Source organism: Promicromonospora umidemergens (assembly GCF_024171995.1).
In the GTDB taxonomy this organism is placed as follows: domain Bacteria; phylum Actinomycetota; class Actinomycetes; order Actinomycetales; family Cellulomonadaceae; genus Promicromonospora; species Promicromonospora umidemergens.
The window spans coordinates 260468-283901 of record NZ_JAMTCT010000001.1 but is presented as its reverse complement, the minus strand read 5'-3'; the positions used below and the strand labels follow the sequence as shown (position 1 = coordinate 283901).

General features: G+C 72.0%; 24 protein-coding genes. 8 read left to right on the top strand and 16 right to left on the bottom strand.

What is annotated here, in order from left to right; translation table 11 throughout:
- Positions 1–156: 156 nt before the first annotated feature.
- From amaB to APR04_RS01280, 7 genes are all read right to left on the bottom strand, one after another.
- Entirely contained in the window at positions 157–1704 is a 1548-nt protein-coding gene (gene amaB, locus APR04_RS01310) for an L-piperidine-6-carboxylate dehydrogenase (protein WP_253867348.1), read from the bottom strand.
- Complete coding sequence (gene hglS, locus APR04_RS01305; protein WP_253867347.1) at positions 1701–3110, bottom strand: 2-oxoadipate dioxygenase/decarboxylase; 1410 nt, start codon at positions 3108–3110, stop codon at positions 1701–1703. Before hglS ends, amaB begins: the two co-directional genes overlap by 4 nt.
- 16 nt (positions 3111–3126) lie before the next feature.
- Positions 3127–4359 carry an NAD(P)/FAD-dependent oxidoreductase gene (locus tag APR04_RS01300; RefSeq protein WP_253867346.1) on the bottom strand — a complete coding sequence of 411 codons (1233 nt, stop codon included), beginning with the start codon at positions 4357–4359 and terminating at the stop codon, positions 3127–3129.
- Positions 4360–4459: 100 nt separating this feature from the next.
- Positions 4460–4858 (bottom strand): Fur family transcriptional regulator, encoded by a 399-nt coding sequence (locus APR04_RS01295; RefSeq protein WP_253867345.1) that lies wholly within the window; start codon positions 4856–4858, stop codon positions 4460–4462.
- Complete coding sequence (locus APR04_RS01290; protein WP_253867344.1) at positions 4858–5793, bottom strand: metal ABC transporter permease; 936 nt, start codon at positions 5791–5793, stop codon at positions 4858–4860. The genes APR04_RS01295 and APR04_RS01290 overlap by 1 nt, the downstream gene beginning before the upstream one ends.
- A complete protein-coding gene (locus APR04_RS01285) occupies positions 5790–6626 on the bottom strand; it encodes a metal ABC transporter ATP-binding protein (protein WP_301311942.1) in 837 nt (278 codons plus the stop codon). The genes APR04_RS01290 and APR04_RS01285 overlap by 4 nt, the downstream gene beginning before the upstream one ends.
- Positions 6623–7603 (bottom strand): metal ABC transporter substrate-binding protein, encoded by a 981-nt coding sequence (locus APR04_RS01280; RefSeq protein WP_253867342.1) that lies wholly within the window; start codon positions 7601–7603, stop codon positions 6623–6625. The genes APR04_RS01285 and APR04_RS01280 overlap by 4 nt, the downstream gene beginning before the upstream one ends.
- 182 nt (positions 7604–7785) lie before the next feature.
- On the opposite strand from APR04_RS01280, the gene APR04_RS01275 reads away from it, so the two are divergent.
- From APR04_RS01275 to APR04_RS01250, 6 genes are all read left to right on the top strand, one after another.
- On the top strand, positions 7786–9198 hold the full coding sequence (locus APR04_RS01275) for a glycine--tRNA ligase (protein ID WP_253867341.1): 1413 nt from the start codon (positions 7786–7788) through the stop codon (positions 9196–9198).
- 337 nt (positions 9199–9535) lie between these two features.
- On the top strand, positions 9536–10108 hold the full coding sequence (locus APR04_RS01270; protein WP_253867340.1) for a hypothetical protein: 573 nt from the start codon (positions 9536–9538) through the stop codon (positions 10106–10108).
- A 109-nt stretch (positions 10109–10217) separates the two neighbouring features.
- Positions 10218–11264, top strand: coding sequence for a FecCD family ABC transporter permease (locus tag APR04_RS01265; protein ID WP_253867339.1), 1047 nt, complete (start codon positions 10218–10220; stop codon positions 11262–11264).
- Positions 11264–12295, top strand: a complete 1032-nt coding sequence (locus APR04_RS01260) for a FecCD family ABC transporter permease (protein WP_253867338.1) — start codon at positions 11264–11266, stop codon at positions 12293–12295. Before APR04_RS01265 ends, APR04_RS01260 begins: the two co-directional genes overlap by 1 nt.
- Positions 12292–13089, top strand: a complete 798-nt coding sequence (locus APR04_RS01255; RefSeq protein ID WP_253867337.1) for an ABC transporter ATP-binding protein — start codon at positions 12292–12294, stop codon at positions 13087–13089. The genes APR04_RS01260 and APR04_RS01255 overlap by 4 nt, the downstream gene beginning before the upstream one ends.
- Positions 13090–13241: 152 nt before the next feature.
- Complete coding sequence (locus tag APR04_RS01250; protein ID WP_253867336.1) at positions 13242–14291, top strand: iron-siderophore ABC transporter substrate-binding protein; 1050 nt, start codon at positions 13242–13244, stop codon at positions 14289–14291.
- Between the two features lie 66 nt (positions 14292–14357).
- On the opposite strand, the gene APR04_RS01245 is transcribed toward APR04_RS01250, so the two are convergent.
- From APR04_RS01245 to APR04_RS01230, 4 genes are all read right to left on the bottom strand, one after another.
- Positions 14358–15158, bottom strand: a complete 801-nt coding sequence (locus APR04_RS01245) for an isoprenyl transferase (protein ID WP_253867335.1) — start codon at positions 15156–15158, stop codon at positions 14358–14360.
- Complete coding sequence (recO, locus tag APR04_RS01240) at positions 15158–15904, bottom strand: DNA repair protein RecO (RefSeq protein WP_253867334.1); 747 nt, start codon at positions 15902–15904, stop codon at positions 15158–15160. The genes APR04_RS01245 and recO overlap by 1 nt, the downstream gene beginning before the upstream one ends.
- Before the next feature lie 227 nt (positions 15905–16131).
- Positions 16132–16761: a hypothetical protein gene (locus tag APR04_RS01235; protein ID WP_253867333.1), complete on the bottom strand. Its 630-nt coding sequence runs from the start codon at positions 16759–16761 to the stop codon at positions 16132–16134.
- Positions 16762–16819: 58 nt separating this feature from the next.
- Positions 16820–17575 carry a cytochrome d ubiquinol oxidase subunit II gene (locus tag APR04_RS01230; protein WP_253867332.1) on the bottom strand — a complete coding sequence of 252 codons (756 nt, stop codon included), beginning with the start codon at positions 17573–17575 and terminating at the stop codon, positions 16820–16822.
- 165 nt (positions 17576–17740) lie between these two features.
- Between APR04_RS01230 and APR04_RS01225 the strand changes: the two genes are divergently transcribed.
- Positions 17741–18715, top strand: coding sequence for a type IV toxin-antitoxin system AbiEi family antitoxin domain-containing protein (locus APR04_RS01225; protein WP_253867331.1), 975 nt, complete (start codon positions 17741–17743; stop codon positions 18713–18715).
- Between the two features lie 56 nt (positions 18716–18771).
- Here APR04_RS01225 and APR04_RS01220 read toward each other — a convergent pair whose 3' ends face one another.
- Entirely contained in the window at positions 18772–19290 is a 519-nt protein-coding gene (locus APR04_RS01220) for a nucleoside deaminase (protein ID WP_372496047.1), read from the bottom strand.
- 75 nt (positions 19291–19365) lie between these two features.
- On the opposite strand from APR04_RS01220, the gene APR04_RS01215 reads away from it, so the two are divergent.
- Positions 19366–20337, top strand: coding sequence for a DUF2332 domain-containing protein (locus APR04_RS01215; protein ID WP_253867330.1), 972 nt, complete (start codon positions 19366–19368; stop codon positions 20335–20337).
- On the opposite strand, the gene APR04_RS01210 is transcribed toward APR04_RS01215, so the two are convergent.
- The 4 genes from APR04_RS01210 to APR04_RS01195 all read right to left on the bottom strand — a co-directional run bounded on the left by APR04_RS01210 (position 20334) and on the right by APR04_RS01195 (position 23392).
- Positions 20334–21461, bottom strand: a complete 1128-nt coding sequence (locus tag APR04_RS01210; protein ID WP_253867329.1) for an amidohydrolase family protein — start codon at positions 21459–21461, stop codon at positions 20334–20336. The two genes, APR04_RS01215 and APR04_RS01210, sit on opposite strands and share 4 nt — an antisense overlap.
- Positions 21462–21477: 16 nt before the next feature.
- Entirely contained in the window at positions 21478–21996 is a 519-nt protein-coding gene (gene uraD / locus APR04_RS01205) for a 2-oxo-4-hydroxy-4-carboxy-5-ureidoimidazoline decarboxylase (RefSeq protein WP_253867328.1), read from the bottom strand.
- 100 nt (positions 21997–22096) lie between these two features.
- Positions 22097–22876, bottom strand: a complete 780-nt coding sequence (locus APR04_RS01200; RefSeq protein ID WP_253867327.1) for a metallophosphoesterase family protein — start codon at positions 22874–22876, stop codon at positions 22097–22099.
- A gap of 9 nt (positions 22877–22885) precedes the next feature.
- The gene (locus tag APR04_RS01195; RefSeq protein WP_253867326.1) at positions 22886–23392 is read right to left on the bottom strand and encodes a DUF4383 domain-containing protein; all 507 of its coding nucleotides are present in this window, start codon (positions 23390–23392) and stop codon (positions 22886–22888) included.
- Between the last annotated feature and the right edge of the window lie 42 nt (positions 23393–23434).

Below are 23434 nucleotides of genomic sequence, written 5' to 3'. Positions count from 1 at the left end.
CGTCGGTCGAGCTTGTCGAGACCTCTGAACGGGTCTCGACAAGCTCGACCGGCGACGGGGCGGCTTGATCAGGCTCTTGGATATCGGCTGAGCCTGCGGTTCCGCTCCGGGCGCATGCCTCGTTCCTCGGCCCGCACCCTGCGCTACACCTCCGGCTCAGCCGAAGTTGACGCCCTGCGCCAGCGGCAGCTCCGTCGAGTAGTTCACCGTGTTCGTGGCGCGGCGCATGTACTGCTTCCAGGCGTCCGAGCCGGACTCGCGACCGCCACCCGTGGACTTCTCGCCGCCGAACGCGCCACCGATCTCCGCACCGGAGGTCCCGATGTTGACGTTCACGATGCCGCAGTCCGAGCCGACCTCCGACATGAACGTCTCGGCCTCGCGCACGTCGAGCGTGAAGATCGCCGACGACAGGCCCTGGGGCACGTCGTTGTGGACGGCGATCGCCTCGGAGAGCTCCGAGTAGGACAGCACGTACAGGATCGGCGCGAAGGTCTCGCGCTTGACGACGTCGGCCTGCGTCGGCATGCGCACGATGGCCGACTGCACGTACGCCGCGTCGTCGGCGCCGGCCACTGTCACCGCCGTGCCGCCCACCACGAGCTCACCGCCCGCGGCCACGGCCTCGTCGATCGAGGCGAGCATGCGCCTCTGCGCACCGGCGTCGACCAGCGGGCCGACCAGGGTGCCCTCGGCGCGCGGGTCGCCGACCGGGAGCCCGGTGTAGACCTTCGCGAGCCGGGCCACGACGTCGTCCACGATCGACTCGTGCACGATGAGGCGCCGCAGCGACGTGCAGCGCTGCCCGGCCGTGCCCGCGGCGGCGAACACCGCGCCGCGCACGGCGAGGTCCAGGTCCGCCGACGGCGCGACGACCGCCGCGTTGTTGCCGCCCAGCTCCAGCAGGTACCGGCCGCCACGCGCGGCGACGACGGGCGCGACCTGCTGGCCCATCCGCTCCGAGCCGGTCGCGGAGACGAGCGCGACGCGCGGGTCGGCCACGAGAGCCTCGCCGGCCTCGCGGTCACCGAGGAGGAGCTGCGAGACGCCGGCCGGGAAACCGGCCTCGTCCAGCGCCCGGTCCAGCAGCGCGGAGGCGCCGACCGCCGACAGCAGCGTCTTCTCGCTCGGCTTCCACACCACCGTGTCGCCGCAGACGAGCGCCACCGCCGTGTTCCAGGACCACACGGCCACCGGGAAGTTGAACGCGCTGATCACGCCGACGACGCCCATCGGGTGCCACGTCTCCATGAGACGGTGCCCCGGGCGCTCCGACGGCATGGTGCGTCCGCCGACCTGCCGCGACAGCCCGACGGCGTAGTCGCAGATGTCGATCATCTCCTGGACCTCGCCGAGGGCCTCGCTGGTGACCTTGCCCGCCTCGAGGGTCACGAGCTCGGCCAGGTCCGCCTTGTGCTCGGTGAGCAGCTCGCCCAGGCGCTTGACCACCTGGCCGCGCACCGGGGCTGGCACGGAGCGCCACGTCGTGAAGGCGTCGGCGGCCTGTCCGACGGCGGTGGCCGCCTCGGCCGCGCCGTCCCTGCGCAGGTGCAGCAGCGGCTGGCCCGAGAGGGGCGAGACGACGGGGAGGCCGGCCTCGGCAGCCTCGACCACCGCGGGTGTGGCGCCCAGCCGTTCCAGGGCGGCGAGGGCGGCGTCCCGCAGCTCGGTCGTCAGCGGGGTGTGGGTGGTGGTGCTGGTCATCGCGATGCTCCCGTTGTGCGGTTGGGCGTGGTGAGGGTGGCCGGGTCGACACCGAGGGTCTCGGCGGCTCCGGCGAGCGACCTGTCCACCTGGTCGGCGTACAGGTCGAAGGGGTCGTTCAGCTCGCGGCCGAGCGCGCCGGCCATCCAGTCGGCGTCCCGATCGGTGCCCTCCTGGCTGGCGTCCTTGGCGCCGTCGGAGGTCAGGTTGGACTGGAAGATGCCGGCCGCCGAGCGGGGCAGGAAGTCCTCGTAGACGACGGGTTCGCGGACGACGCCGGAGCCGCCCGGACCCACCTCGTAGGTGAACCAGCCCAGCTCCTGGGCGGCGAGCTCCGCCTCCGTCGTCGGGAAGGTCTGCTGCCAGACGCCGCGAGCGATCTCCTGGCGCTCCGCTTCCGTGAAGCCGGGGTCCTCTGCGCGGGCCGCCGCGGCCTTCTCGTCGATCTCGAGCACCGCGACGTCGTAGGCGGCCCGGCCCTCGCGGGTGAGCGCGATACCGCGTGCCTCGACCTCACCGAAGCGCACCCGGAGGGAATCGTGCACGACCGCTCCGTCGGCGGTGCGGAAGGTCCGCGGCTCGGCGAGGGCGCGGAACGACGTCTGGCGCAGCAGCACGTCCGGGCCGGCCCAGCGCGGCGGGCCCTGGACGGCGTCGATCATGGTGATCCCGCGCGCCTCCATGCGGGCGTACAGGTCGTCGATGTCGAGCACGCGGGGCGTGAGGTGGTTGATGTGCGTCGAGGCGATGCCGCCGATGTCCGCCGCGACGGCGCTGACCGCCTCCAGCTCGCGGTACCAGGACTGGTCCACCGGCTCGTCGGACAGCTCGAACGCCTCGGTCGCCAGGCGCAGGAACTCCGCCGCCGCGTCCTCGGGCAGCCCGCCTCCGGCCTCGGCGCGGTCCGCGAGCGCCAGCAGCTCCGGGCCGAACAGCGTGCGGGCGCCGAGGAAGGTCTCCAGGCGGCGCTCCAGGTCCGCGGTGAAGAACCGGCGGTCCGCCGTGACGAGCATCGACGTGAAGACCCGGAACGGGTTGCGGGCCAGCTCAGCGCGCTCGACCGGGCGGAACGCCGTCGAGATCACGGGGACCGAGCTCGACGACGCGTCACGGAGGTCGTAGAACCCGACCGGGTACATACCCATCGCGCCGAAGATCCGCGCGACCTGCGACATCTCGGTGGGCGTGCCCACGCGGATCGCGCCGTGCCGCTCCGCCGTGACGCGCGCGATGGAGCCGAGCCGCTCGGCGTCCGCGCCGTGCTGGGCCACGAAGTCCGCGTTGACCTCGTGCGCCACGTCGAGCAGCGTGGTGTAGGCGGGCACTTCCTTGCCGTACATGTCCGAGAGGCTGCGTGCGAACGCTGCCCTCAGCTGCCAGGGCTCGAGGAACGTCGGTGCCGACATCGATCTCTCCTGTTCGTCAGATGATGTTCGCCTCAGGGCCCCGTCGCCCTGGGCTCGTGGTGGATGGGCTCGTGGTGGTCTTCTCCGCGGTGGGTCCGGCGAACCGGTCCCCGCTGAACCCGGACACGTCGATCAGGGGCGTGCGGCCCGCGTACAGGTCGCGCACCACCTCGCCGACGGCGGGCGCCTGCAGGAACCCGTGGCCGGAGAAGCCCGCTGCGTACAGGACGCGCCCGGGAACTCCGGTGGCCTCGCCGATGAGGGCGTTGTGGTCCGGTGTCATCTCGTAGAGCCCTGCCCAGCCGCGGGCGACGGGCACGTCCACCAGGTCGGGAGCGCAGATCCCGAGCGCGCCGCGCAGCAGCGGCAGCCAGGACGCGTCGTAGGTGCGCTCGAACGCGATGGGCGTCGTGGGGTCCGCGATGCCGAGCAGGAGGCCGTCGGGCTCGGCGTTGTGGAAGTAGAACGTGGTGCCGTAGTCGATGGTGAACGGGACGCGCAGCGGCGCGGGGTCCAGCGCCGGGGTGAAGCCGATCTGCCGCCGGTACGGGTCGACGGGCAGGTCGAGACCCGCCTTGGCTGCCACTTCCCGGGTCCACGCGCCCGCGCACAGCACGACGGCGCCGGTCCGTACGCGGCCCTGGTTCGTCCAGACCGCGACGACGCCGTCGTCCCTCGTCTCGACGTCGGTGGCCGTGACGTGCGTGCGGACCGTCCCGCCGAGGCGCTCGACGCCCACCGCGTAGCCCTCGACGACGGCCTGTGGGTAGGCGTATCCGTCGCGCGCCGCGTAGGCGGCCCCAGCGTAGCTGTCGACGTCGACGTACGGGTTGAGCCGGCGGACGGCGTCGTGGTCGAGCATGCGGCTCGCCACCCCGTGCTCGTTCTGCATGGCAACCGACTGCTCGAACAGCGCGACGTCGTCGGCGTCGGGCAGGAGGAACAGGTAGCCGGGCTGCTGCAGCCGGATGTCCGCGCCCGGACGGTTGGCGAAGTCCTCGTACAGCTCGAGGCTGCGGTTGCCGAGGTCGACGTTCGCGGGGTCGGAGAACTGCGCCCGCACTCCCCCGATGGGCTTGCCCGAGCTGCCCGAGGCGAGCTCGTCGGCCTCCAGGAGCAGCACGTCGACGCCGTCCTCGGCGAGGTGGAACGCCACCGACGCGCCGATCGCGCCGCCGCCCACCACCACCACCTTAGCCCGCGCGGGAAGCGTGCCCCGCCGGTCCGCGGGGCGCCGTGCTGAGGTCATGCACGCATCCTGCCACGTGCTCCTGCAAATACGGACACCCGCCGGAACTATTCCTGTCCTGACCGACGACTCCGGGGAAACAGTTGCCGATCAAGGCCTGTCAGCCGGCCGACGCCGCGCGGCAGTCCGCGCAGGTGCCCCAGAGCTCGATCGTGTGCTCGATGTCGTCGAAGCCCTGCGCGGCGGCCACCTTCGAGGCCCAGGCCTCGACCGTGGGGCCGTCGATCTCGACGGTCCGGCCGCAGTGCCGGCACACCAGGTGGTGGTGGTGCTCGCGGCGCGCACAGCGGCGGTACAGGCTCTCGCCGTCCTCCGCGCGCAGGACGTCGACCTCGCTCGCCTCCGCGAGCGCCTGCAGCGCCCGGTAGACGGTCGCGAGGCCGACGGACTCCCCACGGGCGCGCAGGGTCTCGTGCAGCTGCTGGGCCGAGCGGAAGTCCGCGAGCTCGTCGAGCGCCTCGACGACAGCTGTCCGCTGGCGGGTCATACGTGCGGCCATCAGCGGCACTCCTTCGCGGCGGCCACCGCACGTTCCGTTGCGGCAGCCGGCAGGTCGACATCGTCGGGCAGATCAGGATGTGGGTCGTGCACGGGACGCCGTCGGGTCACGAACGGCGCCACCAGGGAGACCACCGCGTAGACCCCGATGGCAAGGACCACGATAGTCGCGCCGGGCGAGACGTTGTACCAGTAGGTGATGCTCAGTCCGGACACGCAGACCACGACGCCGACCACGCACGCGGTGAGCATGGTCCGCCCGAAGGCGTGCGTGACCTGCTGGGCCACGGCGACCGGCACGATCATGAGTGCGCTGACCAGCAGCAGGCCGACGACACGCATGGCTACCGTGACGGTGAGGGCGGACACGACGGCGACGACGATGTTCAGCGCCCAGACGGGCAGACCCGAGGCGGTGGCGAACTCCTCGTCGTGGCTCACGGAGAACAGCGCGTGCCGCAGGCCGACGCCGACGGCCAGCACCACGAGGGAGAGCACGACGGTGAGCCAGAGGTCGCCGTCGGTCACCGTGGAGATGGAGCCGAACAGGTACTGCATGAGGTTCCCGGAGGAACCGCCGGCGATCCCGATGAGGAAGACGCCGCCGGCGATGCCGCCGTAGAACATGATGGCGAGCGCGAGGTCGCCGGAGGTACGGCCGCGGCGTCGGACCACCTCGATGAGGACGGCACCGATCACCGCTGCGACGACGGCGCCAGGAATGGCGAGGGCGTCGTTCGGCGTCAGCCCCATGCCCGCGCCCACGAGCCAGCCGAGGGCGACGCCGGTCAGGGCGACGTGCCCGATGCCGTCGCCGAGCAGGGAGAGCCTGCGCTGCACCAGGTAGGTGCCGACGACGGGCGCCGTCACGCCCACGAGGAGCGCGGCGATGAGGGCGCGCTGCATGAACGGGTCGGTCAGCATGAGCATGATCATGGGCGTACCTCCAGGTCGAGCGCCCTGGTCTCGGCGGTGTCCCGCACCACCCGACCGCCGTTGTCGTCGCCGTGCGGGTGCTGGTGCCGGTGTCCGACCCGGTCGTGGTCGTCGCGGGCGCGCGGCGGGGCGCCGTCGTGCACGACCTTGCCGTGCCGCAGCACGACGGCGCGGGAGACGAGCGGCTCGAGCTCGCCGAGCTCGTGGAGCACGACGAGCACGGTCAGACCGCCGTCGACCAGCCGCTCCATGGTGGCGGCGAAGGCCTCCTGGCTCGCGACGTCCACACCGGCGACTGGCTCGTCCAGTACGAGCAGGTCCGGCTCGCGGACCAGGGCGCGCGCGATGAGGATGCGCTGCTGCTGCCCGCCCGACAGGAGGTGCACCGGGTCGCGCACGCGGTCGGCGAGCCCTACCTGCTCGAGAGCGTTCGCCACCTGGTCGCGCCAGCCGCGCGGCAGCCGTAGGCGGCGGCCGTGCAGCAGGCCGGAGGCGACGACCTCCTGCGCGGTCGACGGGATGCCGCCTCCGGCGCCGGCGCGCTGGGGCACGTAGCCGATGCGGCTCCAGTCGACCCCTGCGCCCCGCCGGCCGGCCCCGAGGGGCTCGCCGAGCAGCCGGACGGTGCCCTCCGACGGCGTGTTGATACCGACCAGCGCCCGGACCAGGGTGGACTTGCCCGAACCGTTCGCGCCGAGGAGCGCGACGACCTCGCCGCGGTCCACCGTCAGGTCGATGCCGCGCAGGATGTGGCTCGCACCCGCGCGAAAGTGCAGGCCGCGGGCCTCGATGACGGCTTCGCTCGACTCGGTCACCTGCCTAGTGTCCGTCATTCGCAGACCAGTCCTCCCTCCAGCGCGGCCAGGTTGGCCCGCATCACGGAGACGTAGTCGTCGCCGGCGGCCGTGGCGTCCTCGGACAGGCCCTCCAGCGGGTCGAGCACAGCGGTCTCGACGCCCAGGTCCGAGGCGAGCGTCTCGGTGACCTTGGGGCTCACGAGGGTCTCCGAGTAGAGGGTCTTGATGCCGCGCTGCTCGACGATGTCGCCGATCTCGCGGAGACGGGCCGGGGAGGGCTCCACCTCGGGGTCGAGCTCGGAGATGCCCACCTGCTCCAGCGCGTACCGGTCGGCGAGGTAGCCGAACGCCTCATGGCTCGTCACGAGCGTGGCGCCCTGGCAGGCGGCGAGCCCGTCAGCGAACTCCTGGTCCAGCTCGTCGAGCTGCTGCCCAAGGCGCAGTGCGCCGGCGGCGTACTCCTCCGCGTGCTCCGGGTCCACCTCGGCCAGCTCGTCCGCCACTGCCTGTCCGACGGCGGCGAGCCGGCTCGGGTCCAGCCAGAAGTGCGGGTCGGTCGCGCCGTGGTCGTGAGCGTCGCCCGCTTCGTCGGCGTGCTCCGCGTGCTCCTCCTCGGTCTCCCCTGCGTGCTCCTCCTCGGCGTCCTCCAGCAACCCGGCCGCGCCAGCGGCGTCGATCACGTGCTCGGGCGCGCGGGCCTCGACGCCCTCGTCAACGGCGTTCTGGAAGCCGGACAGGTAGACGACCAGGTCGGCGGTGCCGATCTCGCGGACCTGTGCGGGCGAGAGCTCGAGGTCGTGCGGCTCAGCGGCCGGGGGCGTGAGGTTGTCGACGGTCACCAGGTCGCCGCCGATCTGCTGCGCCACGTACTGGAGCGGGTAGAACGACGCGAGCACCGTGACACCGTCGGACTCGTCCGCCGGTCCACCCTGCGTCGAGCAGCCCGCGAGAGTCACCGTGGCGGCGAGAGCGAGGCTGGTGAGTGTGGCGCCGACGGCGCGGGACGATGTCATGAGAACGATTCTCACCTTATTGAGAACGGCTGTCAAAGTTCCCTGTCGAGAGGTCGGTCACGCGCCCGGCGCGCTCTCTGGTCGAGCCCGTCGAACCAGGTCCCGACAAGCTCGACCTCCGGGAGCGGACGGTAGGCTTGGCAGACATTTGTTTCCCGTCTGTTCCCCTGGAGAGAGCCCTCGTGTCCGACAAGTCAGTGCGCTCTGCGCAGACCGCCAAGCTCGACGCCGTCGTCTCGCTCGCCAAGCGACGAGGTTTCGTCTTCCCGTCGGGTGAGATCTACGGCGGAACGCGTTCGGCGTGGGACTACGGCCCCCTCGGCGTGGAGCTCAAGGAGAACATCAAGCGGCAGTGGTGGCGCTCGACGGTCACGAGCCGGGACGACATCGTCGGCCTGGACTCTGCGGTCATCCTGCCCCGCCAGGTGTGGGTGGCCTCCGGCCACGTCGGCGTGTTCACCGACCCGCTCACCGAGTGCCTCTCGTGCCACAAGCGCTACCGCGTGGACCAGATGCAGGAGGCGCACGCTGACAAGAAGGGTCTCGACGACCCGGACGCCGTGCCGCTGACCGACCTGGTGTGCGTCAACTGCGGCAACCGCGGCCAGTGGACCGAGCCCCGCGACTTCAACATGATGCTGAAGACGCACCTCGGCCCCGTCGAGGACGAGTCCGGCCTGCACTACCTGCGCCCCGAGACCGCCCAGGGCATCTTCGTGAACTTCGCCAACGTCGCCGGCGCGGCCCGCAAGAAGCCGCCGTTCGGCATCGGCCAGATCGGCAAGTCGTTCCGCAACGAGATCACGCCGGGCAACTTCATCTTCCGCACGCGCGAGTTCGAGCAGATGGAGATGGAGTACTTCGTCAAGCCGGGCGAGGACGAGGAGTGGCACCAGTACTGGATCGACTACCGCACGGCCTGGTACACGGACCTCGGCATCTCGGCCGACAACCTGCGCCACTTCGAGCACCCCAAGGACAAGCTGTCCCACTACTCGACCCGCACCGTGGACATCGAGTACCGCTTCGGCTTCCAGGGCAGCGAGTGGGGCGAGCTCGAGGGCATCGCGAACCGGACGGACTTCGACCTGAAGACCCACACGGAGAGCTCGGGCAAGGACCTGTCGTACCGCGACCCCGTGACCAACGAGAAGTACTTCCCGTACGTCATCGAGCCGGCTGCCGGCCTGACCCGGTCTCTCATGGCCTTCCTCGTCGAGGCGTACGCAGAGGACGAGGCGCCGAACACCAAGGGCGGCGTCGACAAGCGCACCGTGCTGCGCCTCGACCCGCGCCTGGCCCCGGTCAAGGCAGCGGTGCTGCCGCTGTCCAAGACGGCGGACCTGCTCCCGGCGTCGGAGGCCCTGGCCGCCGAGCTGCGCAAGTACTGGAACGTCGACTACGACGTGACGCAGGCCATCGGCAAGCGCTACCGCCGACAGGACGAGATCGGTACGCCGTTCTGCATCACGGTGGACTTCGACACGCTCGACGACCAGGCAGTCACCATCCGGCACCGCGACTCCATGCAGCAGGAGCGCGTCGCGCTGGACAAGGTGGTCAGCTACCTGGCCGGTCACCTCGTCGGAGCCTGAGGCCTCGACCGGCTCGGCTCGCGACTGCAGACTTGGTCGCGGGCCTCCGGCGCGAGTGCAGACATCGTTGCGGTTGCAGCCCCTCAGACCGCGACCAGGTCTGCAGTCGTCGACCGGCGACGCGCCGAAGTCTGCAGTCGGCGGCGAGGACCCGGGCAAGGACCCCGTGAGGACCCCCGCAAGGACCATAAACCGGGTCCCGCCCGGGGACCGGCCACGCCGCCCGCCTATCACCCGGGTGAGGTCCGGCCGAATTGGGCCAGTTTGAGCGATCTGGGGTGCCGGTGCCCGTAGCGTGCCGCTCCTGGCACCACGAGCTCCAGGAGAGGTTGGCCCCATGATCCGCCGAACCGTCGTCGCACTGACGAGCGTTCTCGCACTCACCCTCACGGCGTCCGTGCCCGCGTACGCAGCGTCCGCACCCGCCCACGCACCCACCCTCGCCGTCGCGGCCGACTACGACACCAACGTCACCGCCAACGCCGGACCCGAACCGGTTGCCGAGGGGCGGACCCTCACCGTCAAGGGATCCCTGAAGCGCAATACGGACGGGCAGTGGCGCCCGTACTCGGCACGGGTCCTCACCGTTCATCACGACCCCACCGGCAGTGCCGGGTCCCGCCAGGTCGCCACGGTGCGGACCACCAGCAACGGCAGCTACACCCGCCAGTTCACCGCGTCCCGCTCGGGCACGTGGACCGTGAAGTTCGGGGGCAACAGCTCCCACCAGCCCGACCACGCGGCCGACGGCATCTGCGTCTACTCCGCCGGCCGGTGGCAGTGCCCCGTCTCGTCGACCAACCCCGACCTCGACTGCGCCGACGTCGGCGAGAGGGTCTGGGTGGGATCCAAGGACTATCACCGCCTCGACGCCGACGACGACGGCTGGGGCTGCGACTCCTTGGGGTGACCGTCTTCCGCTGGTCGAGCGTGCTGAGGCACCGGCCTCGGCGCGCTCGACCAGCGGGCCGGTGACCAGCGCGTCGTGACCACCCTCTGGCTTGTGGAAGACTTAGGCAATGCTTACCTCACCTGCGGCAGCGCCCGCGGGACGCCGTGAGGGTGCGGAAGCCGTAGCTCACCGTGCCCGGCGCAGGACGATCGCGTCGGCCACGGCGCTCACCGCCCTGCTGCTGGTCATCCTCGCAAGCCTCGCGCTCGGCGTCCGCGACATCAACCCTGCGGAGGTCTGGCGCGCGCTGACCGCGCCGGTCGCCGGGTTCGTGGACCACGACGTGGTACTGGACCAGCGGCTGCCGCGCACCATCGTCGGCCTCGCGGCCGGGGTGGCGCTCGGCGCGGCGGGCACCCTGATCCAGGGCGTCACACGCAACCCGATCGCAGACCCCGGCCTGCTGGGCCTCAACTCCGGCGCCTCGCTCGCCGTCGTCTGCGCGGTCTGGCTGTTCGGCATCACCTCGCCCATCGGCTACGTGTGGTTCGCGTTCCTCGGCGCCGCCGGCGCAGCGGCGATCGTGTTCTCGGTGGGCCGCGGCCAGCCCGTGCGGCTCGCGCTGGTCGGCGCCGCCGTGACCGCGCTCATCACGCCGCTCATCACGCTGGTCCTGCTCCGCGACCAGCAGGCGTTCAACCTGTACCGGTTCTGGTCCGTCGGCTCGCTGACCGGCCGCGGCCTGGACACCGTGACGGCGCTCTGGCCGTTCATCGTGGTCGGGGTCGTCCTGGCCGCTGTGCTGTCGCACCGCCTCAACATGCTGGCGCTCGGCGACGACGTCGCCACCGCCCTCGGGCAGCGGGTCGGCACCACGCGGCTCTTCGCGGCGGTCGCCATCGTGCTGCTCGCGGGGACGGCGACCTCGCTCGCCGGGCCCATCGCGCTCGTCGGGCTCGTCGTCCCGCACGCGGCTCGGCGCCTCGTCGGCACGGACTACCGCTGGATCATGGGGATCGGCATGCTACTGGGCCCGGTGATGCTGCTGTCTGCCGACGTCCTGGGCCGGCTGATCCTGCCCCGCGCAGAGCTCGAGGCCGGTGTGGTCGCCGCGCTCCTCGGTGCGCCGGTCCTGATCGCCGTCGCGCGAAGCAAGAACGTGGTGGGGGCCTGATGAGTACCAGCACCAGCACCGCCGTCGCCGACCTGCGCACCGTCCGGCGCCGTCGTCAGGTCCTCGTCGTGGCCGGGATGATCCTCGTGGTGCTCGTCGCGGGGACCGGCGCACTCCTGGTCGGCGCCGCCGGCCTGTCCCCCGGCCAGGCGATCGCCGGCGCCCTGGGCCTCGGTGACAAGGGCGACGTCTTCATCATCCAGAAGCTGCGCCTGCCGCGGATCGAGGCGGCCGTCGTGGTCGGCGCGGCGTTCGGCCTGGCCGGCGCCCTGTTCCAGGCGACCCTCCGCAACCCGCTCGCCTCCCCCGACATCCTCGGCATCTCCAGCGGCGCGAGCCTCGGCGCCGTGATCGGCCTGCTGGCGCTCGGCCTGAGCGGGGTCGCCCTGTCCGGGCTGGCGTTCGCGGGCGCCGGCATCATCGCGCTCGCGATCTGGCTGCTGGCCTGGCGCAAGGGCCTGCACTCGATCCGGTTCGTGCTGGTCGGCGTCGGCTTCGCCTACCTGTGCTCCTCCCTGCTCGCGTGGGCCATGGCGCGTTCGCAGGAGCACGAGGCGGCAGCGGTCCTGACCTGGACCGTCGGGTCCGTGTCCGACATCCGCGGCGAGCAGCTCGCGCTCGTCGCCGCCGGAACCCTCGTGCTGTCCGCAGCGGTCGCCGTCGTCGCACGGCTGCAGGGACCGCTCTCGCTCGGGGACGACAACGCGCGCGCCCTCGGCGTGCACGTCGACGCCGCCCGGATCGGCACGCTGCTGCTCGCGGTGGCGCTCGTCGCCCTCGCGACCAGCGCCGCCGGCCCGATCGCGTTCGTCGCCCTGGTCGCCCCCGCCATCGCCCGCCGCCTGGTGAACGACGGCGGCGCCGCGCTCACCGCGTCCACCGCCACCGGTGCCGCCCTGACCCTGGTGGCGGACGTCGTCGGGCAGCACGCGCTGCTCGGCGTCGCCGCGCCCGTCGGCATCGTCACGGGGCTCGTGGGCGCCCCCTACCTGCTGTGGCTGCTCGCCACGACCGAGAAGAGGAGCCGATGACCAACCTGCGCGCCGAGAGCGTCAGCCTTGGCTACGACGGCCTACGTGTCATCGAGGAGCTCGACCTGACACTGCCCGACGGCAAGATCACCGCCGTCGTCGGACCGAACGCCTGCGGCAAGTCCACGCTGCTGCGCGGCCTGGCCCGTCTGCACCCGCTCGACGGCGGCCGGATCACCCTCGACGGCGCCGACATCACGGCGATGCCCCGCAAGGAGCTGGCCCGCAAGGTCGGCATGCTGCCGCAGTCGTCCATCGCGCCCGACGGCGTCCGTGTCGCCGAGCTCGTCAGCCGCGGCCGGTACCCGCACCAGGGCTGGTTCGGCCGGCACTCCTCCGACGACGACGCCGTGGTCACCACGGCGCTGGAGTCCACGGGCGTCGCGGACCTCGCGGACCGGCCGGTCGCAGAGCTGTCGGGCGGTCAGCGCCAGCGCGTATGGATAGCCATGGTCCTGGCGCAGCAGACGGACATCGTGCTGCTCGACGAACCGACGACGTTCCTTGACGTGCGCCACCAGCTCGACCTGCTGGACCTGCTCACGGAGCTCAACCGGGACCGTGGCACCACCGTCGCGATGGTGCTGCACGAGCTCAACCTCGCCGCGCGGTACGCGGACCACCTGGTCGTGATGGCCGCGGGGCGGATCGTCGCGGAGGGAGCGCCGTCGGACGTGCTCACCCGTGAGGTGGTGGACGAGGCGTTCGGGCTGCGCGCCCAGGTCGTGCTCGACCCGGTCGCCGGCTCGCCGCTCGTGGTCCCCGTTGGTCGCTACCACTCCTCCGCGGGCTGATCCTCCGCAGGCTGAGCCCTGCTCCACCGGCACGTGGTTTTCCTCACCTCGAACCTGGACAATTTCGCAACATCGTCGTTACCTAATGAGGTTAGGGTTACCTCATTAGACCGGCGCCTGTCGGTCATCGACCGAGCATCCAGGAGAAACCCGTGCGCCATCGCCGTTCCTTCGCGGCGGCCGTCGGCCTTGTCGCCGCGTCCGCCCTCGCCCTGTCGGGCTGCGCGTCCGAAGCCCCGACCGCTGACGGCGCGACGCCGTCGGGCAACGCTTCCGGCGCGACCGACGAGTTCCCCCTGACCATCGAGCACGCCCTCGGTGAGACCTCCGTCGAGGAGGCGCCCGTGCGCGTCGCGACGTGGGGCTGGGGCTCGACCGAGGCCGCGATCGCTGCGGGCGTCTACCCCGTCGCCGTCGCGGAGCAGACCTGGACCGTCGGCGAGGGCAACCTCCTGCCGTGGGTCGAGGACGCCTACGACGAGGCAGGCATCGAGCACCCGACCGTCCTGACCGACGCCGAGGCGGGTGCGTCGGTCCCGTACGAGGAGTTCGCCGCCGCCGAACCCGACCTCATCGTCGCCCCGTACTCCGGCATCACCCAGGAGCAGTACGACCTGCTCAGCGAGATCGCACCGACGGTCGCCTACCCGGAGACCCCGTGGCAGACGCCGTGGGACGAGATCATCACCGCGACGGCCGACGCCCTGGGCCGCAGCGCCGCGGGAGAGGCCAAGGTCGACGAGATCAACCAGTACCTGGCCGACGAGGCGGAAGCGCACCCCGAGTTCGCGGGCAAGACGTTCGCGGCGATCGTGGACTCGCCCGAGGAGGGCCTGATCTACGTCTACCGGGCCGGTGACCCGCGCGCCGGATTCCTCGAGGGCCTCGGCCTGGAGAGCGCCCCTGCCGTTGAGGAGCTCGCGCCGGACGACGGCGAGTTCTTCTACACGCTCTCGTACGAGGAGCTCGACAAGCTCGAGTCCGACATCGTCGTCGCCTATACCTACACCGAGGAGGAGGCGGAGGCGCTCCCGACCAAGAAGGAGCTGCAGGCTCTTCCTGCCGTCAAGGACGGCATGGTGGCGCAGCAGATCGGCACCGTAGCGGTCTCAGCGGTCTCGCCGCCGACGGCGCTCTCGGTCCAGTACCCCGAGGGCATGCCGAAGCTGATCGACGCCCTGACGGAGACGCTCGCCGAGTAGCGCACGCGCGGCTGCTCGACCGGCGGAGCCCGCTCCGCCGGTCGAGCTCGTCGAGACCCGGCTGCGTTACCTCGCGGCGTCCGGGCTGTCCAGCGCCCCGCCGTAGCGGCGGTCGCGCCTCGCGTACTCCTCGACGGCCTTCCAGAGGTGCCGGCGGTCGACGTCGGGCCACGGCTCGTCGAGGAACACCATCTCCGCGTACGCGGCCTGCCACAGCATGAAGTTGGACGTGCGCTGCTCGCCGGACGACCGCAGGAACAGGTCCACGTCGGGCAGGTCGGCCAGGTACAGGTACTTCTGCACGGTCTTCTCGTTGACCCGCTTCGGGTCGAGCTTGCCGGAGGCGGCATCTCGCGCCATGGCCGCCGCGGCGTCCGCCAGCTCTGCCCGGCCGCCGTAGTTGACGCACATCGTCAGGGTGCAGAGGTCGTTGTCCTTGGTGCGCTCCTCGGCCTCCTGGAGCACGTTGATCACCGACTTCCACAGCTTCGGCCGGCGTCCGGCCCAGCGGATGCGCACGCCCCACGACGCCATGACGTCGCACTGGCGCCGCATCACGTCCTGCGTGAAGTTCATCAGGAAGCGCACCTCCTCGGGCGAGCGCTTCCAGTTCTCGGTGCTGAAGGCGTACGCCGAGACGTACTTGACGCCGACGTCGACGGCCCCGGCGACGACGTCGAGCAGCGACATCTCACCCGCGCGGTGACCCTCGATGCGGGGCAGTCCACGGGCGTTCGCCCAGCGCCCGTTGCCGTCCATGACTATGGCGACGTGCTGCGGCACGAACTCCTTCGGGATCCGCGGGGCCTGCGCGCCGGACGGGTGCGGGAAGGGCGCTACCAGGGCACGGCTCGCGGTCCGGGCCATCAGCGCTCCACCATCTTCAACGATCGCAACGTTCTCTCCAGGTAGTACTGGCCGTAGGCGGCGACGAGGCCGCTCGCCTCCTTGCGGTGCCGCGCGTCGGACGCGTCGGCGGTCACCCAGTCCCCTGCGAGCAGCGAGGACAGCAGGGCGAAGGTCTCGGGCGCGGGCGCGGTGGAGCCCGGCGGCCGGCAGCGCGGGCAGACGGCGCCGCCCTGCGCGACGTTGAACGAGTGGTGCGGCCCGGGCTCGCCGCAGCGTGCGCAGTCCTCGAACGACGGCGCCCAGCCCGCCACCGCGAGCGCGCGCAGCAGATAGGAGTCGAGCACCAGGTTGGCATCGTGGTGCCGCTCCGACAGGGCTCGTAGCCCGCCGGCGAGCAGCCAGTACTGCTGGACCGACGGCTCGTGCTCCTGCGCGACGAGGCGGTCGGCAGCCTCCAGCATCACGGTGCCCGCCGTGTACAGGCCGTAGTCCTGGCAGATGGTGCGTGCGTACGCCCCGATGGTCTCGACCTGCGTCACGGTGTCGAGCCCCATGCCGGGCCGCGGGCTGCGGCCGGTGTGGAACTGCACGTCGACGGCCATGAACGGCTCCAGCCGCGCCCCGAACTTGGACGACGTGCGCCGCACGCCCTTGCCCACTCCGCGCACCTTGCCGTGCTCCCGCGTCAGGAACGTGATGATGCGGTCCGCCTCACCCAGCTTGTGGGTGCGCAGCACGATCGCGTCGTCTCGGTACAGGGGCACGGGTCCATCATCCCAGGTGCGTCTGACAGTCCGGGCCGACCTCAGCGCTCTCCATCTTATGGTCGCGCTGACGCTGCGCTCCGCTACGGCCGGGTGCCTCGTTCCTCGGCCCCCACCCTGCGCTGCAGCCTTCGTCAGCGCTCTCCATCTTCTGGTCGCGCTGACGCTGCGCTCCGCTACGGCCGGGTGCCTCGTTCCTCGGCCCCCAACCTCCGCTGCGCTCCGCGTCAGCGCTCCACGAACCGTGTGCCGTCCGGCGTCAGCTCCGGCTCCCACACGAACCGGTGGATCACGTGCTTCTCGAGCACGCCCCGCGCGATCAGCGCGACGGTGCCCCAGATCGCGAAGAGCAGGACCGTCTGCAGGAAGTTGTTGCCGATCTTCTCGAACCCGCTGAGCGCCAGCGTGGGGATCAGGAACACCAGGCCGAGGAAGGCGGGCAGCAGGTGCACGCCGACCCACTGCACCACCGACAGCAGCTCGATCCGGCGTTCGGCGACGACGCCGTGGAAGTCCATCACGTTGACCACGTGGTCGGCACGCCACTTGGCGACGTGCCGGGCGACGGTCCACTGCGCGTCCCGGGCGTCGAGGGCTGAGCTGCCCGAGGGCAGCCAGATCCCGAGGATCTGGTGGATCTCGGCGGGTGTCAGGTAGCCCTTGTCGAGGATCGAGAGGCTGTGCACGGGCGGCTGCCGCGTGTTCGTCGGCAGCACCAGCGCGGCGAGGAACAGCAGCACGCCACCGGTGCCGAGCAGTCCCACGAGTGCGTCCGGGAGCCACGGCAGGAGCAGGGTCGCGGTGGCGACAGCCAGCGCGCCGAGCAGCGCGCAGACTATGCGGTTCTTCATCGTCATGGTGAGCAGGACTTTACCGGCATCTCACCCCGGCCGGTGGCGAAAGTCCGGTGACCGGTCAGAAGACCTGCGTGTCCCGGCCACCCAGCGGGCGGGACACGAGCCACCACGCGAGGCCCTGGAGCGCGAGGACCACGGGGAGCACCACGAGTGCCACGAGCCCGAGCGATGCCATGGCCTGCGCGGAGACGCCGCCCTCGACCAGGTGCGGCCACGCCGAGACGGCCGTGCCCACCACGGGAGCCGTGATCATCACCGAGGTGACGACCACCGGCAGCGGTCCCGTCCGGCGCAGGCGCCACGCGACGACGGCGTCGCCGTGCAGGCGTGTCACGACCACCGCCACGATGCCGAGGACCAGCGCGGCCAGGCCGCTCCCCCAGGCGATGCCGAGCAGCGCGCCCCAGCTCCCGGCGAGCACGATGCTCGCCACCACCAGCGCGACGTCCCACACGTCCCGCCAGACCCGACCCGGCCGCCGGCTGCGCAGCCAGATCCCGGCATCGCGCAGCACCCACGACCCGACGAGCATGATCACGACGGGGTACCCGGCGTCCAGCAGCTCCGCCCCAGCCTGCGGGAAGACGCCGACCAGCACCGCGACAGCGGCCACGAGCCACACCTCACCGGGCAGCAGCAGCGGCCAGACGGCGCCCAGCACCACGCGCCGCTCGGCCGGCTCGCGCCGCCGGTCGCCGCCGTCGTGGTCGCGCTCCTGCAGCAGGGTCGCGCCGGCTCCCTGGATCGCGCCGTCGAGCAGCACCCACCCGGCCACCAGAACGGTCAGGAGGACGGACCAGGCCGCTGCGTTCATCGGACCACCTCCGGCTCGTCGGGCACCGCCAGCCTAACGAGGTGCCCGCTGATGGGCCTGCGAGAACGGGGTTGTGTCCGCCTCACCGTGCGAGAGGAACACAACCCCGTTCTCACCTTACCGAGCCAACCAGCACGATCAACCATCATGTGGTCACATATACCGGTGATCGACATCCCTGCCCAGCTCCTTGGCCTCGCGCGCCGGCAAGCGGGGCTCGTCTCGTCCGCACAGTGCGACGTGCACGGAGTGACCAACGGACGCCGGCGTCGGCTGGTAGCGGCCGGTCGCTGGCAGCGGCCGACGCGTGGGGTCTTCGACACGGACCTGCCGGATTCTGGCCTGCACCCGTATGACCTGAGCCGCCTCCGCTCAGCCTGGCTGGCGCTGCTCGCCTACCCTGGATCGGCCGCGGTCGGAGCCTGTGCACTCGCGCTTCTCGGGGCCGCCGGGCTCCCCCGGGACATCACGCCAGAAGCCGCGTTCCCCAACGGGTCCGGTCGCGAGCCGCGCGACGGGATCCTCCTCCGGCAGTACCGATGGTTCCCCCGCGTGGCCGTGGACGACCACTTCGCGGCCGAGCCCGCCCACGCCCTTGCCCAGGCGCTACCGCTGCTCGACCGCGAGCACGGGGTGGCGGTCATGGACTCGCTCCAGAACAAGCGGATCCTCACGCAGTCCGGCGTGCGCAGAGCACAGCGGCTCACCGAGAGCCGCCGGCACCGCACCAGGTCTCGCACCTGGTGGGGCCAGTCCAACGGCCGGTCGCAGTCCCCGGTCGAGACAGCCGCACGGCTACGCCTGGTAGATGCCGGGATAGGGCCCGACGACCTGCAACGCGACCTGTTCGACGCCACGGGGCAGTTTCTCGGCCGTGCCGACCTGGCCTGGTACCTCGGGAACGGACGCTGGCTGCTGGTCGAGCTGGACAGCGACGAGTTCCATACGTCGCCGGATCAGGTGCGCCCGGACGCCGTCCGCCAGAACGGGCTGCTCCGGGACGGCCGGCACGTGCTGCTTCGGTTCTTCGCCCGGCACGTCCACGAGGGCAGCACCATGGTCGACACGGTCCGATCCGTGCTGGACCGCGAGGGCTGGGCGCCGGGCCGCCCGATCCCGCCCCGTGACCGACGAAGGTGACCGAGAACGGGGTTGTGTTCACCTGTCCGGGCGAAAGGAGCACAACCCCGTTCTCGTCAGTACGGGTCGCGTGACGGGAGTGCTCGCCAAGCCTCGAAGGGTTCGACCGCCCTGGCGATCCGGTGCTCGACGACGGGGCTGGGCCACGTCGACCGGTCACGCGCGAGCAGCTCGTAGAACTCGCGGTCGTCGAACCCCGCCCTTTCGGCGTCGTACCGGTTCGCGGCGAACACGACCCGGTCCACGCGGGCCCACAGCGCCGCGGACAGGCACAACGGGCAAGGTTCGCACGAGGCGTAGAGCGTGGCCCCGGCCAGGGAGAACGTGTTCAGGGCGCGGCACGCGACCCGGATCGCCACCACCTCGGCATGTGCGGTCGGATCGAGGTCGCGGGTCACGCGGTTCCCCTCGGCCGCCACCTCGGCTCCCGCTCGCACGACGACGGCGCCGAAGGGCCCACCGCCGTCGGCCACGTTCCGCGTGGCGACCTCGACGGCGCGGGCGAGCCAGACGCCGTCGTCGGGATCGCCGGGTGTCACGGACCGGGTGCCGGGCTTGTCGCTGGGGCTGCTCACCGTTCGATGCTCGCACCGCAGCGTTTCATCGGCGTTTCATCGGCAGGCGCACGCCCACTGGGTACCGTGACCGGCATGGACACCGCCGCCGTCTACGCCCAGTTCGCCGAGAGCCAGGCCTTGAACGGCGGGTCCCCGACCTACCAGGACTGGGCGCGAGGTATCGCCGCCGATCCCGAGCTCCGCGCCCTGCTCGACACGTTGCCGCCGGCCAAGCGGCAGCCCAACCTCCTTTTCGCGGCGGCCCGGCTGGTCGGGGCACCGTCCGCAGGCTGGGCCGAGGTGCGGCCCTGGCTGCTGGCCGCCTGGGACGACGTCGAGCGGGAGATGCGCACCCGCACCACCCAGACGAACGAGCCGCGGCGCTGCGCGACGTTCCTGCCGACGCTCGCGGCGCTCGACTCCCCGGTCGCGCTGATCGAGGTCGGCGCCTCGGCGGGGCTGTGCCTCTGTCCCGACCGGTATTCCTACCTGTACACCTCGCCGGACGGCACCCGGACCCGCGTCGACCCTGCCGACGGCCCGAGCGAGGTGCTGTTGCACTGTGCCATCGAAGGACCGGCCCCCGAGCGGATGCCCGAGATCGTGTGGCGCGCCGGCCTCGACCTGAACCCGCTGGACGTGCGCGACCCCGCCGACCTCGCCTGGCTCGAAGCCCTCGTGTGGCCGGAGCATGCCGACCGGGTCGAGACGCTGCGGGCCGCCGCTCGCGTGGTGGCGAGCGACCCACCGCGCGTGGTCGAGGGTGACCTGCTGGTCGGCCTGCGCGACCTCGTCGACGCCGCGCCGGCCGAGGCCACCGTGGTGGTGCTGCACTCGGCAGTGCTCTACTACCTCACGGAGCCGGACAGGTCGACGTTCGCCGGCTTGATGAGCGACCTGCGCCGGAGTCGTGGCGTGGTGTGGCTCAGCAACGAGGGCTGGACCGTCCTGCCCGACGTCGCGGCGCAGCTTCCCGAAGGCCTCTCGCCCCAGTTCATCCTGGCTGAGGACGGCGCGCCGGTGGCTCTCACCGATCCGCACGGCCGGTCGGTCCGGCTGCTCTAACGCCCGGTACCGGGCCTGCTGAGCAGCGAAGGGCCTGGCCCGACCGGCGCGGGGTCGACCGCATCCCGAGCGGCAGGGAAGGTGGTGCCCGCCTCGGGGTCGTAGACGATCAGGTCGGCGGCGGCGCCCTCTGCGATCACTCCCTTCCGGCGCGGCCCCCGGTCCAGCCCTACGAGCGCGGCGGTGTTCGCCGAGGTCCAGCGGGAGACGTCGGCCAGCGGCACGCCCCGACGTCGGGCGGCGTCGGCAAGGGCTGCCAACCCGCTCCCCCCGGGCGAGCCGACGCCGCCCACGCAGTCGAGCGCACCCTCCCGGAGCGCGTACCAGAGCGCGTCCTGGTCGCCGCCGTCGCGGACGGGCGAGCAGCACGTGTCCGCGCCGCCACCGCCGCCCGCACCGCCGCCGCCGGCGATGCCCTCCACGTCGAGGACCAGGTTGTGGTGGCAGGTCTCGGCGGTGACCGGGAGGCCCTCGTCCTTGGCCTCGGCGATCAGGTCGAGCGCCCGCGCGGAGGACAGGTGCGGCACATGGGTGCGCGCGCCGGTCTCGCGGACGGCGTCGAGCAGGCCGGCCAGCGCTGCCGGGCCCTCGGCGTGCACCGCCAGCAGCCCGCCGAACCAGGCGATCCGGCCCATGGCGTCCAGGAGCTCGTCCGGCGCGAGCGGCGGAAGCGCCGACACACCCGAGCCTGGGAGCACGCACCTGAGGCCGAGCACCCCGGCGGCCCAGAGCGGCTCCAGGTCCTCGGCGTTGCCGGGGACCACGCCACCCCAGAAGCCGACGTCGCCGTGCAGCTCGCCGCGCGCTCGCGCCGCCTCGGCCGCCGCACGCCTGGCCTCCAGCGCGCGCACCGTGGTGGTGGGCGGGAGGGAGCCGAGCGACAGGTGCGTGTCGACGACGCCCGGCAGCACCACCCGGCTGCCCAGCGCGATGGTCTCGCCGGAGACCTTCGCCCTCGCGGGATCGGCAGAGCCCCACCACACCTGGTGGACCGCGCCCTCCTGGATGCTCAGGACCGCCGGCTGGAGCTCGCCCTCGATCAGGACCCGTTCGGACGCGAGGACCAGGGTCGGCGGCTCCGCTCGTGGCGTCCCGCCGAGGATGATGTCGTCGTCGAGGCTCATCCGAGTCCCCCGCCGGTCACGCCGAGACCGCGACGGCCGCCGTCATGGGTTCCTCGACGAGGGTCTCCAGGCGCCGGAGCGCTATCTGGCGCAGCTGCTCCGCGGTCACCAGGGCCTCGGTGGCGGGGTCGTTGGCGAGGCGTTCGGTCAGGTTGGCGAGGATGTCCTCCGCGGTGCGCCCGGCGGCCCGGACCAGGAAGATCCGGCCGAACCTCGCCTCGTAGGCGGCGTTGCCGTCGGCGATCCGGGCGGCCGTCTCATCGGCCGCCGCCGGCTGCTCCTTGCGGGACAGGCGTGCCTCGGTACTGTCGCCGGAGGCACGCTCGCCGATGCGGGGATGGTGCGCGAGCGCCGCGTCCACGTCGGCGGTCGTCCATTCGGCGGCGGCTCGCATGGCGCGCAGCAGCAGGGAGTCACGGCACCGGTACGGGCGGCCGGCCACGACGTCGTCGACCCAAGGGCCGATGTCGGCGCACGGCCGGACCGTCGCAGCGGCGTCGGTGGCGGGCAGGGCGTTGAAGGTCGCGAGGTCCACGGGGCAAATCTATGGTTCCGACGCGGTGCAGGACGAGTACCTGGGTTTCCGGCCCGTAAATCTTCGGCCGCTGCCGCTGCCGTTGCCGACGCCGGGCCCGTCAGGGCAGCCGACCCGTACGCAGCATGTGTGCGAGGTCCGGCCTGCCGAGCCGCTCTGCCGACGACGCGGCCTCCTCGTAGTCGTACGGGACAGCGAGCAGCTCGGCCGTCCAGCCGCCGCCCCCGCCGTCCTCCGTCCGCGACAGGATCGCGAACCGGGCCTCGGGCGCTCCCGCCTCGACCCGGTGCGGGTGGGGGTGCTCGTCCGCGTACGCGGGCCAGCCCACGCTGCCGGGGTTGACCAGCAGCGAACCGTCCGGGAGCGGCCGGGTGCGCGCCTGGTGCGTGTGCCCGCACAGGTACAGCCCGTACGCGCCGTACGCCGTCCCGAGGCGTTCGACGAGCTCGCGGTCCGTCGCCTCGCGCACACCCTGCGGGTTCTCCGCCGTCGGCGCGACGACGGTCTGGGTGAGGTACGTGGCGTCGTCGTCGGGCACGGCGTGGAAGGCGAGCACATCAGGGGCTGGGCGGACGGTGAGCGGGAGCGAGCCGAGCCACGTCCGGTCGGCGTCGGTCAGCACGCCTGAGGCGATCCGGTCCGCGCCGCCCATCTCGTCGTACGACAGCGTCAGTACCTGCCGCTCGTGGTTGCCGCGGACGGTCACGATGTCGGGGCGCTCGGCGAGCAGGTCGAGGGTGCCGCGCGGGTCGACGGCGCCCGCGACGATGTCGCCGAGGTTCAGCACGAGATCGACCGCCTCGGCGTCGACGGCGGCGAGGACCGCCGCGAGCGCCGGGGTGTTGCCGTGGATGTCGGAGAGGACGGCGATGCGGGTCATCCACGGAGGCTAGCGGGCCGGCGGCCCTGCTTCACCGGTATGCGGACCCCGGACCTCCGGCGGCATCGCCTCCGAGGTTCCGGGCTGCTCGACGACGCGGGCCGGGGCCGGCCACACGGCGATCAGCAGACCGACCAGGGCGCTGCCGAGGTGCAGCCAGTTGTCGGCCTGGTTGATGTTCAGGTAGTTGATCTCCGGGTTGTTCACGGCGAAGAGCCCGTAGACGAACGCCGCGCCGTAGCCGAGCAGGAGGAGCCAGCCGAAGGTGCGCGCGCTCGCCGATCTGGACCACGCGCCGATGCCCAGGATTCCGATCACCAGGTGCACGATGTTGTGCAACGGGTTGATGGCGAAGCCCAGCAGCGTCTGGTCAGGGTCGTGCTCCATGAAGCCGGCCATGTCGAACCCGGTCACGAAGAAGCCGGCTATCCCCACCAGCAGGTAGACCACGCCGACCACGAGGGCGAGCCACTGGTGGGCGCCGCGGGGGCGCCGAGTAGCCGTCGTGTGGGTCATGATGCCTCTCCCGTCCGTCTGGTATCCCTTCTGGATCCCACA

What these genes read in the sequence shown, in the direction of transcription:
- amaB (WP_253867348.1), bottom strand. Translation starts at nt 1,704, where the DNA reads ATGACCAGCACCACCACCCACACCCCGCTGACGACCGAGCTGCGGGAC.
- hglS (WP_253867347.1), bottom strand. Translation starts at nt 3,110, where the DNA reads ATGTCGGCACCGACGTTCCTCGAGCCCTGGCAGCTGAGGGCAGCGTTC.
- APR04_RS01300 (WP_253867346.1), bottom strand. Translation starts at nt 4,359, where the DNA reads ATGACCTCAGCACGGCGCCCCGCGGACCGGCGGGGCACGCTTCCCGCG.
- APR04_RS01295 (WP_253867345.1), bottom strand. Translation starts at nt 4,858, where the DNA reads ATGGCCGCACGTATGACCCGCCAGCGGACAGCTGTCGTCGAGGCGCTC.
- APR04_RS01290 (WP_253867344.1), bottom strand. Translation starts at nt 5,793, where the DNA reads ATGATCATGCTCATGCTGACCGACCCGTTCATGCAGCGCGCCCTCATC.
- APR04_RS01285 (WP_301311942.1), bottom strand. Translation starts at nt 6,626, where the DNA reads ATGACGGACACTAGGCAGGTGACCGAGTCGAGCGAAGCCGTCATCGAG.
- APR04_RS01280 (WP_253867342.1), bottom strand. Translation starts at nt 7,603, where the DNA reads ATGACATCGTCCCGCGCCGTCGGCGCCACACTCACCAGCCTCGCTCTC.
- APR04_RS01270 (WP_253867340.1), top strand. Translation starts at nt 9,536, where the DNA reads ATGATCCGCCGAACCGTCGTCGCACTGACGAGCGTTCTCGCACTCACC.
- APR04_RS01265 (WP_253867339.1), top strand. Translation starts at nt 10,218, where the DNA reads ATGCTTACCTCACCTGCGGCAGCGCCCGCGGGACGCCGTGAGGGTGCG.
- APR04_RS01260 (WP_253867338.1), top strand. Translation starts at nt 11,264, where the DNA reads ATGAGTACCAGCACCAGCACCGCCGTCGCCGACCTGCGCACCGTCCGG.
- APR04_RS01255 (WP_253867337.1), top strand. Translation starts at nt 12,292, where the DNA reads ATGACCAACCTGCGCGCCGAGAGCGTCAGCCTTGGCTACGACGGCCTA.
- APR04_RS01245 (WP_253867335.1), bottom strand. Translation starts at nt 15,158, where the DNA reads ATGGCCCGGACCGCGAGCCGTGCCCTGGTAGCGCCCTTCCCGCACCCG.
- APR04_RS01235 (WP_253867333.1), bottom strand. Translation starts at nt 16,761, where the DNA reads ATGACGATGAAGAACCGCATAGTCTGCGCGCTGCTCGGCGCGCTGGCT.
- APR04_RS01230 (WP_253867332.1), bottom strand. Translation starts at nt 17,575, where the DNA reads ATGAACGCAGCGGCCTGGTCCGTCCTCCTGACCGTTCTGGTGGCCGGG.
- APR04_RS01215 (WP_253867330.1), top strand. Translation starts at nt 19,366, where the DNA reads ATGGACACCGCCGCCGTCTACGCCCAGTTCGCCGAGAGCCAGGCCTTG.
- APR04_RS01210 (WP_253867329.1), bottom strand. Translation starts at nt 21,461, where the DNA reads ATGAGCCTCGACGACGACATCATCCTCGGCGGGACGCCACGAGCGGAG.
- APR04_RS01200 (WP_253867327.1), bottom strand. Translation starts at nt 22,876, where the DNA reads ATGACCCGCATCGCCGTCCTCTCCGACATCCACGGCAACACCCCGGCG.
- APR04_RS01195 (WP_253867326.1), bottom strand. Translation starts at nt 23,392, where the DNA reads ATGACCCACACGACGGCTACTCGGCGCCCCCGCGGCGCCCACCAGTGG.